Genomic DNA, 13088 nt, shown 5'->3' with positions numbered 1-13088 from the left:
GTCTCAATGAATGAAGAACAATTTGTGCAGGAACTTGAAAAACGCGGCATTTCGCTGAGCGAAACTCAGATTGCCCAATTCCGCCGCTACTATGAACTGCTTGTTGAGTGGAATGAAAAAATGAACCTGACAGCCATCACGGACCGGGAACAGGTCTACCTGAAGCACTTCTATGACTCGGTGAGCGCTGCATTCCAGGCACCGTTTGACGGGCCGCTGACCGTCTGCGACGTTGGCGCGGGCGCGGGCTTCCCGAGCATTCCGCTGAAGATCTGCTTCCCGGAACTGCGTGTGACGATTATTGACTCTCTCAACAAGCGGATCACGTTTCTTGATGAACTCGGGAAAGAACTCGGGCTCGACCATGTCCATTTTGTCCATGCGCGCGCGGAAGAGGCAGGCCGCAATCCAGAATTCCGGGAAGCTTTCGACGTTGTGACCGCCCGTGCGGTTGCACGGCTCCCGGTACTCGCTGAATTGTGCCTCCCGCTCGTGAAGGAAGGCGGGCGGTTCATCTCCATGAAGGCGGCGGCAGCCGGCGAGGAAATGCGGGAAGCGGAATACGCCGTGAAACTTCTCGGCGGCCGCCTGAAGGAATCCCATTCGTTCCTTTTGCCTGTCGAAGACAGCGAGCGCAATATCTTCATCATTGAGAAAGTTGCCCGCACCCCCAAAAAATACCCGAGGAAACCCGGCACCCCGGGCAAACTTCCGCTTGTTAAATAATGAATGATTGGTTCCGCGTGAATGGCCTCCTGCTGTTTCACGTGGAACATTTTTTATATATTCTTACATTTGGACTCCCCGGGAAGGAATTTCCGGCCCCGCATCGAATTGTCTTGTAGTAGGATGTCCATAAGGGGGTGCCCGTTTTGAAAAGCACTTTCTCGCGCTTTTTCGGGAACAGCGATAAAGATGAATTATTTGAAACGAGCGGGGCGGAACGTTCCGAAGATGTGATCAAGGTCCGCCTGGCCGATATCATACCTAACCGTTTCCAGCCAAGGACGATCTTTGATGAAGAGAAGATCGACGAACTGGCGAGAACCATTAATATCCACGGCGTCATCCAGCCGATCGTCATTCGCCCGATCGAGGATGGCAAGTTTGAAATCATTGCGGGAGAACGGCGATTCCGGGCGATGAAAAAGCTTAAGTGGACGGAAGTGCCGGCCATCATCCGGGACATGGACGACAAGGAGACCGCTTCTGTCGCACTCATCGAGAACCTGCAGCGTGAAGAGCTGACGGCGATCGAGGAGGCCATGGCGTACGACAAACTGCTGAAGCTCCATTCCCTCACTCAGGAAGCCCTCGCTCAGCGGCTGGGCAAGGGCCAGTCCACCGTGGCCAACAAGCTCCGCCTTCTGAAACTTCCGGAACCGATCAGAAGGGGCATCCTTGACCGTGAGATATCCGAGCGGCATGCCCGTTCACTGATCCCTCTCAAGGAAGAGGAACTTCAGCTTCAGGTTTTCGCAGAAATTAAAGAACATCAATATAATGTCAAACAGCTCGAAGCTAGGATCCAAGAGATCCTGAATCCCCCTGAGGAAGAGCCGGCACCAGAGACGAAGCCGAAAAAGCGGCGCAAGGCAGTCAGCAAGGACGTCCGCATCGCGCTCAATACAATCAGGCAGTCCCTCTCCCTCGTCAACCAAAGCGGCATCCGCCTGCAGACGGAAGAAGAGGACGAGGAGGAGTTCTACAAGATTACAGTACGAATTCCGAAACAGAAGTAACCGTCTCTTGCCGTTCCGGCAAGAGTTTTTTCTGTCAGGCCAAAAGACCGTCCGGCAGAATTTTGGTAGAATATAAGAAATGGTTGCCCCCTATTCACGGGCCGGCCAATACCGTAACAAACGAAGCAGTTGGAAAGCAGGTGCATTGTGGGAAGAATCATATCAATCGCCAATCAGAAAGGCGGCGTCGGCAAAACGACGACCTCCGTCAATCTGAGTGCTTGCCTCGCACATTTGGGCAAGAAGGTGCTGCTCATCGACACGGACCCCCAGGGGAACGCGACGAGCGGAGTCGGCATCAACAAAGGCGATGTCCAGAACTGCATATACGATGTCCTGATTGATGATGCCGATGTGCGGAGTGCGGTTATGCCGACGAAGGTGGAGAGCCTCCACGTCATTCCGGCCACTATCGCGCTTGCCGGGGCGGAGATCGAGCTGGTCTCCACAATATCCCGTGAGGTTCGCCTCAAACATGCGCTGGATGAGCTGAAGGATGATTATGACTACATTATCATCGACTGTCCGCCTTCCCTCGGTCTGCTGACGCTCAATGCACTCACCGCGTCGGATGCGCTCATCATCCCGGTGCAGTGCGAATACTACGCCCTGGAAGGCCTAAGCCAGCTTCTCTCGACCATCCGGCTCGTACAGAAGCACCTCAACCAGGACCTGATGATTGACGGAGTCCTCCTGACGATGTTCGACGCGCGCACAAACCTCGGCATCCAGGTGATCGAGGAAGTGAAAAAGTACTTCCAGGATAAGGTCTACCATACGGTCATTGCGCGTAATGTCCGTCTGAGCGAGGCACCGAGCCACGGTGAACCGATCATTGTCTACGATCCGCGGTCACGCGGAGCGGAAGTTTATCTAGAATTGGCGAAGGAAGTGATCCGCAATGGCGAAGGGGCTAGGTAAGGGACTGAACGCGCTTTTTCCCGGAGAGTCGCTCAAGCAGTCCGAACAAGTGGAACAGATCGATCTGAAACTTCTGAAGCCAAATCCGTACCAGCCAAGAAAGGTATTTGAGGAGGAAAGCCTCAAAGAACTGACCGAATCGATCCGTGAACATGGGATCCTCCAGCCGATCATCGTCCGGAAAAAAGGACGGAAGTATGAAATCGTCGTCGGCGAACGGAGATTCCGTGCTTCCGGAGAGGCGGGACTTGATTCTGTGCCTGCGGTGGTTCGCGACATGACCGACCAGCAGATGATGGAACTGGCGATCCTGGAGAACCTGCAGCGTGAAGACCTGAATCCGGTCGAAGAGGCAGAAGCCTACAAGCAGCTGATGGATACGCTCGGCCTGACCCAAGAGCAGCTGGCCTTCCGTCTCGGAAAGAGCCGTCCGCATATCGCGAACCATCTGCGCCTCCTTTCTCTTCCGGAACCGGTACGCGCCATGCTTTCGGATGGCCGGCTGTCGATGGGCCACGGCCGTGCACTACTGGGGCTAAAGAAAAAAGCACAGATTGAACCGGTTGCGCAAAAAACAGCCACTGAAAATCTGAACGTCCGGCAGCTTGAAGCGCTTGTCCAGCGGATGAACGAAGATGTTCCACGTGAAACAAAGAAAGAAAAGAAAGACATCTTCATCACCGAAAAAGAAACGGAACTCCGGGACTTCTTCGGCACGAGCGTCAATATCAGGAAGACGAAAAATCGGGGAAAAATCGAGATCGAGTTTTTCTCGGATGAAGACCTTGAACGGATTCTTGAGCTTCTTGACCAGCAACAATAACCACCTGCCCTTTTTCTGCAGAGAAAAAGGGCGGTCTATTTTTGGTGGAGAGGGGGATCCTTATGGCATTATTCGGCACACTCGTAAACGTGCTGCTCATCATCATCGGTTCGGTCATCGGCCGGTTTCTCGGCAGGATACCCGAACGGATCAGAGAGACGGTGACCTATGCCATCGGCCTTGCGGTCATGGTCATCGGCATCCAGATGAGTTTTGCCACATCCCAGATCATCATTGTCATTATCTCAATTGTCGTCGGGGCGGCCATCGGCGAATGGCTTGACCTGGACGGACAGCTGAACCGCCTCGGCCGCTGGATGGAGTCCAAGGCGGGCAAGACTCCTGGAGACGATGGCCAGGGCGGCATCGCCCAGGGCTTTGTCACAGGGACCCTCATCTTCGTGATCGGTTCGATGGCGGTCATCGGCGCGATCGACAGCGGACTCCGGAACGATCATGATGTGCTGATCGCAAAAGGCATCATCGACGGGTTCACCGCACTCATTCTCAGTTCGACGCTCGGCATCGGCGTCATCCTGTCCGCGGTGCCTGTCTTTCTCTATCAGGGTGTGATTACAATGCTTGCTTCCGTCATCAGCCGGTTTATCCCGGATGACATGCTGCAATTTTTCATCGAGGAGATGACGGCGACCGGAGGTCTCATGATCATTGCAATCGGACTAAACCTGATCGGGCTGACGAAGATCCGGGTGGCAAACCTCATACCGGGGATCCTCATTGTGGCCCTCGTGACCGGCCTCCTGTACGGGTTTGGTTTCATGCCGGCAGCAGGCGAGTGAGATCGCCCTTGCTGTCACGCGACTCATCATGAACGGAAGGTGAAGACGGGTATTCTGGAGAATTTCCTGGCTGTTGGGCGCAGCGGCGTTGACGACGCCCTTGATCGAAAGGTCTCCGATCGGCGGCAGCGTCTTCCCTACGGCCCGGCCGGGAAACAGCGGGCGGTCTTCGATGACAATCTGGCCGATATGCTCGGCCCTGCCGAGACAGGCATCGATTGCCACGGTGAACACATCCTCGTCAGTCTCGGCGATCCGCTGCAGGTTCAGTGCATGGACCGGACTGTCAAGTGTCCCGAGGATCGGATGGCGAAGGCTCCCCTGCTCGGTTAGTGAGGTGCCGGTGAGAGGACCGTAGGAGTCACCGGTTGACCGGTCCGTCCCGATACAGACAAACCGGACCGGCCGATCGCCGAAAGGTATGTGGTGGAGAAGGACGGAGGCGATCCTCCAAGCCGCCCCGGCCTCCGCGTAATGTAAACGTCCCTGTTCAGAACTCGTCCCGATGCGGATCATATGAACCTCTTTTCTATGCGTATTTTTGGAAGTATACGCGCAAAAGTGGGAGGATATACAGAAGTCGAAGGAGGTTGATGCCGATATGGCCAAAGAACCTACGGTGGCAGAGACAGTAACCGAAAAAACCAAGGAAACATTCGATTTGTTTGAGCGGGTAAAAGAGGCTCTGTTAAGTGAGAAATTATGGTTTGATGTCGGGCTGGTTGCCCTGAAAATTCTGCTCATCATCGTCCTTGCCGGTCTGGTCGTCCGCCTCGGCAAGGCGGTCCTCCGGCGAGTCTTCAGCGTCCGGCTGAGGCGTCCGCTATCTGACCGGAGGGAACGCACGCTCCTCAAGCTGCTGGAGAACGTCATTTCTTACGTCGTCTACTTTGCGGCGATTCTCGCCATCCTGTCGACATTCAATATCAATGTTGCCGGACTCATCGCCGGAGCCGGGGTGCTCGGTCTTGCCGTCGGTTTCGGGGCACAGAGCCTTGTAAAGGACGTCATCACTGGATTCTTCATCATCTTCGAAGACCAGTTCTCGGTCGGTGACTATGTCCGGATCGGCGAAGCAGAGGGCACTGTCGAGGAGATCGGTCTCCGCACAACGAAGATCAAGGTCTATACGGGAGAACTTCACATCATCCCGAACGGCAATATCCAGGAGGTCGTCAACTCGTCGATTTACAATTCATTGGCGATCATTGATGTCAGGGTCTCTTATGAAACGAATATTCCGAAAGCCGAGTCGCTGATCAAGGAATTCCTGGCAAGCCTCATGGGTGATGAAAACTACGAGGACCTGCTTGCCCCGCCTGAATTGCTCGGTGTGCAGGCACTGGAGCCGAACCATGTCGTCATGCGGATTTCCGCGGAAACCGCCCCGATGATGCACTTTGGCCTGGCGCGCCGGCTGCGCATGGACCTGAAGCAATTCCTTCAGGAAAACGGAATCGAGATCCCGTATCCGAAAATGGTCATGGTGGATTCGAAACCGTCGGAATGACATGTTAGAATCAAGAGTAAAGCAGAATCCCGGAGGTGATCCCGGTGGAGCCGAAAGAATACGGCATCGGAGACGTGGTTGAGATGAAGAAGCCGCACCCGTGCGGCACAAATGCCTGGAAGATCATTCGTTTGGGAGCGGACATCCGGATCAAATGCACAGGATGCCAGCACAGCGTCATGATCCCCCGGCGGGACTTCGAGAAAAAGATGAAAAAAGTGCTTGAACGTGCAGAGGCAGGGGAATGATGGACATCCCTGCCTTTTCTTCTTATACTTATAAAGTTGTAGGGATTGAATCAGACTGTTTAAATTTTTTGGATATAGATTGAAAGGTTGTGGAAACCCATGGCATTAACTGCCGGAATCGTCGGGCTCCCGAACGTCGGGAAGTCGACTCTGTTCAACGCCATCACCAAAGCCGGAGCGGAAGCGGCCAACTATCCGTTCTGCACGATCGACCCGAACGTCGGGATCGTCGAAGTCCCGGACGCGCGTCTCGACAAACTGACGGAACTCGTCAAACCGAAGAAAACAGTGCCGACCGCATTCGAGTTCACCGATATTGCGGGCATCGTCAAAGGCGCCAGCAAAGGTGAAGGCCTCGGCAACAAATTCCTCTCGCATATCCGCGAAGTCGACGCGATCTGCCAGGTCGTCCGCTGCTTTGCCGATGAAAACATCACCCACGTTTCCGGCAAGGTCAACCCGATTGATGACATCGAAGTCATCAACCTGGAACTGATCCTCGCCGACCTCGAGAGCGTCGACAAGCGCCTGACACGTGTGTCGAAGATGGTCAAATCGAAGGATAAGGAAGCGCTCGTTGAGGAGCCGATCCTGAAACGCCTGAAAGAAGCGTTCGAAAATGAGAAGCCGGCCCGCTCGTTTGACTTTACCGAGGACGAGCTGAAAGTCATCAAAGGCATGAACCTGCTGACGATCAAGCCGATGCTGTATGTGGCAAACGTTTCGGAAGACGAGATCTCGGATCCGGACGGCAACGAATACGTTCAGCAGGTCCGCGAATTCGCAAAAGGCGACAATGCCGAAGTCATCGTTGTCTGCGCAAAAATCGAGGAAGAAATGGCTGAACTCGATGATGACGAGAAAGCGATGTTCCTCGAGGAACTCGGCATCGAGGAAGCCGGCCTTGACCAGCTGATCCGTGCATCTTACAACCTGCTCGGCCTGGCCACTTACTTCACGGCCGGTGAGAAGGAAGTACGCGCCTGGACGTTCCGCAAGGGCATGAAGGCCCCGCAGTGTGCCGGCGTCATCCACACCGATTTCGAGCGCGGCTTTATCCGTGCCGAGACGGTGTCTTATGAAGATTTGCTTGAAGCGGGATCGATGGCCGCTGCCAAGGAAGCGGGCAAGGTCCGCCTGGAAGGCAAGGAGTACGTCGTCCAGGACGGCGATGTCATGCTGTTCCGTTTTAACGTCTGATTACACATTGAAGCCCCGGCTCCGCAGCAAAGCGGAGCCGGGGCTTTGGATTTGATAGACGATTCTAACGAGAGACCGGGAAACGGTCTCGAAAGACCAGGGACAGAGAATAAGAGTTCAGGCAAGGGACATGAGAGTCCGCGCGGGGAACACGAAAGACCACGCAATGGCGGGCGGTCAGCTTTTGTGAGTCGTGCCGTTTTCATCCGGCCCATCTTCTGTTCTCTCGGGTTCATCCGGTATTGCGGCCATTCCTTGGGGATCATAGGCATACAGCTTCGGCTTCTCGGGATCGTCCCGGATGAGCCAGTCGTCCGGAAGCTCTTTGAGCCGGCGGTCCATCTCCAGATCGCCCGCCGCCCCGCCGATCAGAAAGGCCGAAAGCAAGATGAGCAGATGGCTGTCGAGCCAGATGCCGATGATGCCCGGAAGGACTCCGGTGAGCCATAGCGGAATCAGCAGAGCGCGCCGCATCGGCCGGTTCCGGAGCGGGATTTCGGTCGTCGCATACGCGATACCCATCTCCAGGTTCACCCCGTAAGCCATCTTCTTGAACGGCACGCCTCCGAACACCCGGAAACCGAGCAGATGGCACGCCTCATGCAGCACGATGAGCACGACGTAGCCGACGGCGAACAGCAGCAACCCGAGCATAAAGCCCCCGAACGAGACGGACACCGAAAGCTCTCCCCTCACGAGGAAACTGACCAGATAAAGAACGGCAGCGCCTCCGCCCGTCAGCCAGAGACTCTGCTTCATCACCCGCCGGAGATCCAGCTCAATCACCCGATCCGGCTCACGGGATTCCAAATCTTCCATGTTCACATAATTGCCCCCTAGATTAAATGTGTGTTTTATGTTGATTGCAGCGAAGGGCGGCGACTCCTGCGGGAATAGCTTGAGCCTTAGCCCACGCAAAGCGGAGCGGTGCGTGGGCTAAGGCCAAGCCCGCGGAAAGCGTCCGCCTGGAGCGGAAATCAACCTGCCCCATATCACAAATTATAAGCCATACATCGATTGCATCGCTTTCCATAGAAAATAGTTGAAAACGGACAGGCACCGTGGTAGAATAAACCGATGTGAGTAAGTATTGAATATTTTACTCCTTGCCTGCCGCATCGCGGCCGGCCACAAGTCCACAAGGAGGTGACATCTTGATGAACAAGTACGAAATCATGTACATCATCCAGCCGAAAATCGAGGATGAGGCGAAAAAAGCACTCGTTGAGCGCTTTGACGGAGTCCTCACTTCTGAAGGCGCGGAAATCATCGAGTCGAAAGAATGGGGCAAGCGTCGTCTCGCTTACGAGATCAACGACTTCCGCGAAGGGGTTTACCACATCGTAAAAACCAACGCGCCTACAACTGCGATCGATGAATTCACACGTCTTGCGAATATCAACGAAGACATCATCCGTCACATCGCGATCCGCGAAGACGAGAAGTGATTCTCCGTTAAACAGAAATCTCAAAAGGGGGTTGTTGTCTGATGATTAACCGTGTTGTCCTGGTCGGCCGACTTACGAAGGATCCTGAACTGAAATACACGCAGTCGGGCATCGCCGTCACCCGCTTCACCCTGGCCGTGAACCGTACGTTCACGAACCAGCGCGGGGAGCGGGATGCGGACTTCATCAACGTGGTGACCTGGAGGAAGCAGGCCGAGAACGTGGCCAACTTCCTGCGGAAAGGCAGCCTCGCGGGTGTCGATGGCCGCATCGAGACGAGCAGTTTCGACGGCCAGGACGGAAAGCGCGTGTTCATGACGGAAGTCGTGGCGGACAGCGTCCAGTTCCTCGAACCTCGCGGAGCGGGCGGCGACCGCGGCCAGCAGGCACCGCCGTCTTACGGTGGCCAGCCTCAGCAGAGCCAGCCGTCCTACAACAATAACAATTATCAGGGGCAATCCCCGAATCAGAATAACTATACACGCACGGATGATGATCCGTTCTCGCCGGGCGGCGGACCGATCGAAGTATCGGACGACGACCTGCCGTTCTGATCATCACACCGTCAAATCCAAGAACAAAGGAGGCGAACCAGTATGGCACCACGTCGCGGACGCAGACGCCGTAAGGTCTGCTACTTCACGTCCAACAACATCACGCACATCGACTACAAAGAGGTCGATATGCTTAAAAAATTCATCTCCGAGCGCGGGAAAATCCTCCCACGCCGTGTGACGGGTACTAGCGCAAAATGGCAGCGCAAGCTTACAGTTGCCATCAAGCGTGCCCGGATCATGGGACTTCTTCCATTCACAGCGGAAGAACGCTAATCATGAGAACGAAAGACGTTCCGGCCCTTGCCGGAATGTCTTTTTTTCTATCGGAGGACGGGCACCGCGGACAGCCGCAGGAAGCCCGTCCCTTTTTGGTCCCTACAGCAAAACATGATACAATGATAGGAAGATTCCACATGAAAATCTGGTGGGTATCCTATCCGAAAGAAGGCTGACCATGGGTAATGACAACGCGAGAAGACTGACCTTCGGCGCGATGATGGCCGCCTTGTTCACACTGCTTACGGCCATCACTTACTATGTGCCGGTCCTCGGTGTGCTCACGGTGTTCTTTATCCCGCTTCCGCTGGCGCTCTACAGTGCGCGCTACAGCCGCGGTCCGTCGCTTACCGTGACGGGTGCCGGGGTGATCCTCTCCCTCCTGATCGCCGGTCCGGGCGGGCTGATCCTGGCCCTGCTCAACGCTCCCGTCGGATTCATCATCGGGGACGGCGTGAGGACCGGAAAATCCAAATTGTATATATTCATGGCGTCGGGTCTGGCGGTGCTCATCACAGGGGTGCTGCAATACGCGGCTGCCGCATTATTGATGAATATGAACATCATCGCCGAACTGACCGGCCAGATGCGCGAAATGTACGCGCAGGCGGGCGAACTGATGGACCGTATGGGCCAGAAGCCCCCGGAATACGATGAGATGGTCTCTGATGCGCTTCTGCAGGTGCAGACGCTCATCCCTTCCGCCTTCATCTTCGTCTCCTACGTGACCGCCTTCGTGACGCTCGCCATCCTTTTCCCGGTCATGCGGAAGCTGGGGACGGCGGTGCCGAAGTTTCCCCCGTTCCGCGACATGAAGCTGCCGGCGGTTCTCCTCATCTACTACGTGATCATTCTGATCGCGTCGCTGGTCGGGGAATTCGAGCCCGGTTCAACGGGCTATCTGATCGTCATGAATGCGATGCTCATCCTGCGGACACTGTTTTTCCTGCAGGGCCTGTCGCTGATCGCATATCTTCTCCACGCCTCCGGCAAACCGGGCTGGCTCCTCGTGTTTGCAGTCTTCCTGGCGCCGCTGCTGTTCCCGATCATCTCTTTGCTCGGGATCATCGACATCGGCTTCAAGCTGAGGGGGTACATTACGGGAAGCAAAGGAAAGTGAGTGGCTGACGAATGGGAAGTTTTTTCAGACAACGGCCGATCCGGACACCGCTTGCGGTCCTGACGGTAATTATTCTCGGGGCGACCGTCCCGATATGGCTTTACAATGAATGGGTGGCGGCTGCATGGCTGATCGTTGCCATCCTTGCGCTTGCGGCCGCATGGCGCATCGAGGCGAGGACCTATGCCGAGACCGAAAAACATATTGAAAATCTCTCCGTCCGGATGAAGAAGGTCGGCGAGGAAGCACTTCTCGAAATGCCGATCGGAATCATCCTCATCAACGACCAGTTTACGATTGAATGGGCGAACCCGTACATGTCCCAGCTGCTCGAGCACGATACGCTCATCGGCGAGGAACTGTTCGGGCTGTCAGAAGACTTCCGTTCCTTCGTGAAGGAAGGGGCAGATCCGGAGGGGGTCATCTCCCTCGGCAACCGGCAGTACAAGGTCATCTACAAGCCGGACGAAAAGCTGTTCTACCTGTTTGATATCACCGAACAGCTCGAGATCGAAACGCTCTACTATGCGGACCGGACCGTTCTCGGAATGATTCTTGTCGACAATTACGATGAACTCTCCTCCGGCATGGATGACCAGACGAAAAGCCGCCTGAACAGCCTGGTGACCACACGCATCAATGACTGGGGAGCCGAGTACGGCATTTACGTGAAACGGTTCAGCTCGGACCGGTTCCTCGCCGTCCTGAATGAGTCCATCCTCCATGAGCTGGAAAAGGACAAATTCCGGATCCTCGACTCAATCCGTGAAGAAACAGCGCGCGAAAGCTCGGCGCTCACCCTCTCCATCGGGATTGGAGCGGATTCCGCCTCTCTTCCGGAACTCGGGGAACTTGCCCAGTCAGGGCTTGACCTCGTTCTGGGCCGGGGAGGCGACCAGGTCGCCATCAAGCAGCCGAGCGGCCGCGTGAAGTTCTACGGCGGCAAAACGAACCCTGTCGAGAAGCGCACCCGTGTCCGCGCGCGTGTCATCTCGCATGCCCTGCGCGACCTGATCCAGGAAAGCGACCAAGTCATCGTCATGGGCCACAAACTTCCGGACATGGACGCCATCGGGGCCGCCATCGGAGTGCGCAGAATGGCTCAGCTGAACGGTGTCGAGGGTTATGTCGTCATCAACCCGGACGAGCTCGACGCGAGTGTGATCCGCCTCATGGAGGAGATCCGCTCAGAACCTGACCTGTTCCGGCATTTCATCACGCCGGACGAGGCGCTCAGCATCATCACCGACCGGACGCTGCTTGTCATTGTAGATACGCACAGGCCGAACTTTGTCGTCGATGAGCGTCTTCTCGGCAAGGCTGAAAAGACCGTCGTCATCGACCACCACCGCCGAGGCGAGGAATTTATCGAGGACACACTTCTGGTCTATATGGAGCCGTATGCATCATCGACGGCTGAACTGATCACCGAACTCTTGGAATACCAGCCGAAAGGCGAAAAGGTCTCGTCGCTTGAGGCCACGACAATGCTTGCCGGTATTGTCGTTGATACGAAAAGCTTTACCCTCCGAACAGGCTCCCGCACGTTCGAAGCTGCTTCCTACCTCCGCTCAAACGGTGCCGACACAGTGCTGATTCAGCGTTTCATGAGAGAGGACATCGGCACGTACCTTGAACGGGCGGACATCATCCGGACCGTCGAGGTATTGGAAGGCGGCATTGCCATCGCGCACGGAGCGGAGGGGGAGCCGCACAGCCCGGTCCTTGTCGCGCAGACGGCCGATACGCTGCTCACGATGAAAGGCGTCGTTGCCTCGTTTGTCGTGGCACTGCGGCCCGAGGGACGGGTCGGCATCAGCGCCCGATCGCTCGGCGACTTGAATGTCCAGCTGATCGCAGAGCGGCTTGGAGGCGGCGGACACCTGACCAACGCCGCCGCACAACTTGATACGGACTCCGTCAGCGAGGCGCTTGCCAGGCTGAAGGAGACCATCAGTGAAATGACAGAAGGGGGAACCGAAGAATGAAAGTAATCTTCCTCAAAGACGTAAAAGGCAAAGCAAAAAAAGGCGAAATCAAAGAAGTTTCCGTCGGATATGCACAGAACTTCCTGTTCAAGAACAACGTAGCCGTCGAAGCCACGCCTGCAAACCTGAGCAAGCTGGATGGACAGAAAAAGCGCGCCGAGAAGGATGCCGCGCAGGAACTGGCCGAAGCAAAAGAATTGCAGGAAAAACTGGAGCAGATGACTGTCGAACTCAAGGCGAAGTCCGGGGAGGGCGGCCGGCTGTTCGGCTCGATCACATCGAAGCAAATTGCATCGGCACTGGAGAAGCAGCAGGGCATCAAAATCGACAAGCGGAAGATGGACCTGCCGGATGCGATCCGTTCGCTCGGCTATACCAACGTTCCGATCAAGCTCCATTCGGACGTCACCGCGACGCTCAAGGTGCATGTGACGGAAGAATAAGGAGAGAACGGA

At 55.7% G+C, this 13088-nt stretch carries 16 protein-coding genes; 14 read left to right on the top strand and 2 right to left on the bottom strand.

Going from position 1 to position 13088, the window contains the following annotated elements:
• The first annotated feature begins 6 nt into the window (after positions 1 to 6).
• From rsmG to AV656_RS13845, 5 genes are all read left to right on the top strand, one after another.
• Complete coding sequence (rsmG, locus tag AV656_RS13865; protein ID WP_063182948.1) at positions 7 to 726, top strand: 16S rRNA (guanine(527)-N(7))-methyltransferase RsmG; 720 nt, start codon at positions 7 to 9, stop codon at positions 724 to 726.
• Between the two features lie 146 nt (positions 727 to 872).
• Positions 873 to 1742 (top strand): nucleoid occlusion protein, encoded by an 870-nt coding sequence (noc, locus tag AV656_RS13860; RefSeq protein WP_063182946.1) that lies wholly within the window; start codon positions 873 to 875, stop codon positions 1740 to 1742.
• Positions 1743 to 1889: 147 nt separating this feature from the next.
• Positions 1890 to 2663, top strand: coding sequence for a ParA family protein (locus AV656_RS13855; RefSeq protein ID WP_063182944.1), 774 nt, complete (start codon positions 1890 to 1892; stop codon positions 2661 to 2663).
• Entirely contained in the window at positions 2644 to 3486 is an 843-nt protein-coding gene (locus AV656_RS13850) for a ParB/RepB/Spo0J family partition protein (RefSeq protein WP_063182942.1), read from the top strand. The genes AV656_RS13855 and AV656_RS13850 overlap by 20 nt, the downstream gene beginning before the upstream one ends.
• A 62-nt stretch (positions 3487 to 3548) precedes the next feature.
• Positions 3549 to 4286 carry a DUF554 domain-containing protein gene (locus AV656_RS13845; RefSeq protein WP_063182939.1) on the top strand — a complete coding sequence of 246 codons (738 nt, stop codon included), beginning with the start codon at positions 3549 to 3551 and terminating at the stop codon, positions 4284 to 4286.
• Here the strand turns inward: AV656_RS13845 and yyaC are convergent.
• Positions 4167 to 4802 carry a spore protease YyaC gene (gene yyaC, locus AV656_RS16205; RefSeq protein ID WP_082818756.1) on the bottom strand — a complete coding sequence of 212 codons (636 nt, stop codon included), beginning with the start codon at positions 4800 to 4802 and terminating at the stop codon, positions 4167 to 4169. The two genes, AV656_RS13845 and yyaC, sit on opposite strands and share 120 nt — an antisense overlap.
• A gap of 85 nt (positions 4803 to 4887) precedes the next feature.
• Between yyaC and AV656_RS13840 the strand changes: the two genes are divergently transcribed.
• From AV656_RS13840 to ychF, 3 genes are all read left to right on the top strand, one after another.
• On the top strand, positions 4888 to 5796 hold the full coding sequence (locus AV656_RS13840) for a mechanosensitive ion channel family protein (protein WP_063182936.1): 909 nt from the start codon (positions 4888 to 4890) through the stop codon (positions 5794 to 5796).
• Between the two features lie 44 nt (positions 5797 to 5840).
• Positions 5841 to 6044 (top strand): DUF951 domain-containing protein, encoded by a 204-nt coding sequence (locus AV656_RS13835; protein WP_035002395.1) that lies wholly within the window; start codon positions 5841 to 5843, stop codon positions 6042 to 6044.
• Between the two features lie 99 nt (positions 6045 to 6143).
• Complete coding sequence (gene ychF / locus AV656_RS13830) at positions 6144 to 7244, top strand: redox-regulated ATPase YchF (protein ID WP_063182934.1); 1101 nt, start codon at positions 6144 to 6146, stop codon at positions 7242 to 7244.
• 177 nt (positions 7245 to 7421) lie between these two features.
• On the opposite strand, the gene AV656_RS13825 is transcribed toward ychF, so the two are convergent.
• The gene (locus tag AV656_RS13825; RefSeq protein ID WP_231877304.1) at positions 7422 to 8063 is read right to left on the bottom strand and encodes a DUF3267 domain-containing protein; all 642 of its coding nucleotides are present in this window, start codon (positions 8061 to 8063) and stop codon (positions 7422 to 7424) included.
• Between the two features lie 338 nt (positions 8064 to 8401).
• On the opposite strand from AV656_RS13825, the gene rpsF reads away from it, so the two are divergent.
• The 6 genes from rpsF (at position 8402) to rplI (ending at position 13076) form a co-directional block, all read left to right on the top strand.
• Positions 8402 to 8692 (top strand): 30S ribosomal protein S6, encoded by a 291-nt coding sequence (gene rpsF, locus AV656_RS13820; protein WP_008300436.1) that lies wholly within the window; start codon positions 8402 to 8404, stop codon positions 8690 to 8692.
• A gap of 41 nt (positions 8693 to 8733) precedes the next feature.
• Positions 8734 to 9246, top strand: a complete 513-nt coding sequence (ssb, locus tag AV656_RS13815; protein ID WP_063182930.1) for a single-stranded DNA-binding protein — start codon at positions 8734 to 8736, stop codon at positions 9244 to 9246.
• Between the two features lie 42 nt (positions 9247 to 9288).
• Complete coding sequence (gene rpsR, locus AV656_RS13810; protein ID WP_063182928.1) at positions 9289 to 9522, top strand: 30S ribosomal protein S18; 234 nt, start codon at positions 9289 to 9291, stop codon at positions 9520 to 9522.
• Between the two features lie 181 nt (positions 9523 to 9703).
• Positions 9704 to 10645, top strand: a complete 942-nt coding sequence (locus tag AV656_RS13805) for a YybS family protein (RefSeq protein WP_063182926.1) — start codon at positions 9704 to 9706, stop codon at positions 10643 to 10645.
• Positions 10646 to 10656: 11 nt separating this feature from the next.
• Positions 10657 to 12633 (top strand): DHH family phosphoesterase, encoded by a 1977-nt coding sequence (locus tag AV656_RS13800; RefSeq protein ID WP_063182924.1) that lies wholly within the window; start codon positions 10657 to 10659, stop codon positions 12631 to 12633.
• The gene (gene rplI / locus AV656_RS13795) at positions 12630 to 13076 is read left to right on the top strand and encodes a 50S ribosomal protein L9 (protein WP_063182921.1); all 447 of its coding nucleotides are present in this window, start codon (positions 12630 to 12632) and stop codon (positions 13074 to 13076) included. Before AV656_RS13800 ends, rplI begins: the two co-directional genes overlap by 4 nt.
• Positions 13077 to 13088: the final 12 nt, after the last annotated feature.

The sequence above is a fragment of the Bhargavaea cecembensis genome, assembly GCF_001619585.1.
GTDB lineage: Bacteria > Bacillota > Bacilli > Bacillales_A > Planococcaceae > Bhargavaea > Bhargavaea cecembensis_A.
The sequence above is the reverse complement of the archived record's forward strand: the minus strand, read 5'-3'. Positions and strand labels throughout refer to the sequence as shown.

What these genes read in the sequence shown, in the direction of transcription:
- AV656_RS13805 (WP_063182926.1), top strand. Translation starts at nt 9,704, where the DNA reads ATGGGTAATGACAACGCGAGAAGACTGACCTTCGGCGCGATGATGGCC.
- AV656_RS13840 (WP_063182936.1), top strand. Translation starts at nt 4,888, where the DNA reads ATGGCCAAAGAACCTACGGTGGCAGAGACAGTAACCGAAAAAACCAAG.
- rpsR (WP_063182928.1), top strand. Translation starts at nt 9,289, where the DNA reads ATGGCACCACGTCGCGGACGCAGACGCCGTAAGGTCTGCTACTTCACG.
- AV656_RS13800 (WP_063182924.1), top strand. Translation starts at nt 10,657, where the DNA reads ATGGGAAGTTTTTTCAGACAACGGCCGATCCGGACACCGCTTGCGGTC.
- rsmG (WP_063182948.1), top strand. Translation starts at nt 7, where the DNA reads ATGAATGAAGAACAATTTGTGCAGGAACTTGAAAAACGCGGCATTTCG.
- yyaC (WP_082818756.1), bottom strand. Translation starts at nt 4,802, where the DNA reads ATGATCCGCATCGGGACGAGTTCTGAACAGGGACGTTTACATTACGCG.
- rpsF (WP_008300436.1), top strand. Translation starts at nt 8,402, where the DNA reads ATGAACAAGTACGAAATCATGTACATCATCCAGCCGAAAATCGAGGAT.
- rplI (WP_063182921.1), top strand. Translation starts at nt 12,630, where the DNA reads ATGAAAGTAATCTTCCTCAAAGACGTAAAAGGCAAAGCAAAAAAAGGC.
- AV656_RS13845 (WP_063182939.1), top strand. Translation starts at nt 3,549, where the DNA reads ATGGCATTATTCGGCACACTCGTAAACGTGCTGCTCATCATCATCGGT.
- ssb (WP_063182930.1), top strand. Translation starts at nt 8,734, where the DNA reads ATGATTAACCGTGTTGTCCTGGTCGGCCGACTTACGAAGGATCCTGAA.
- AV656_RS13850 (WP_063182942.1), top strand. Translation starts at nt 2,644, where the DNA reads ATGGCGAAGGGGCTAGGTAAGGGACTGAACGCGCTTTTTCCCGGAGAG.
- AV656_RS13825 (WP_231877304.1), bottom strand. Translation starts at nt 8,063, where the DNA reads ATGGAAGATTTGGAATCCCGTGAGCCGGATCGGGTGATTGAGCTGGAT.
- ychF (WP_063182934.1), top strand. Translation starts at nt 6,144, where the DNA reads ATGGCATTAACTGCCGGAATCGTCGGGCTCCCGAACGTCGGGAAGTCG.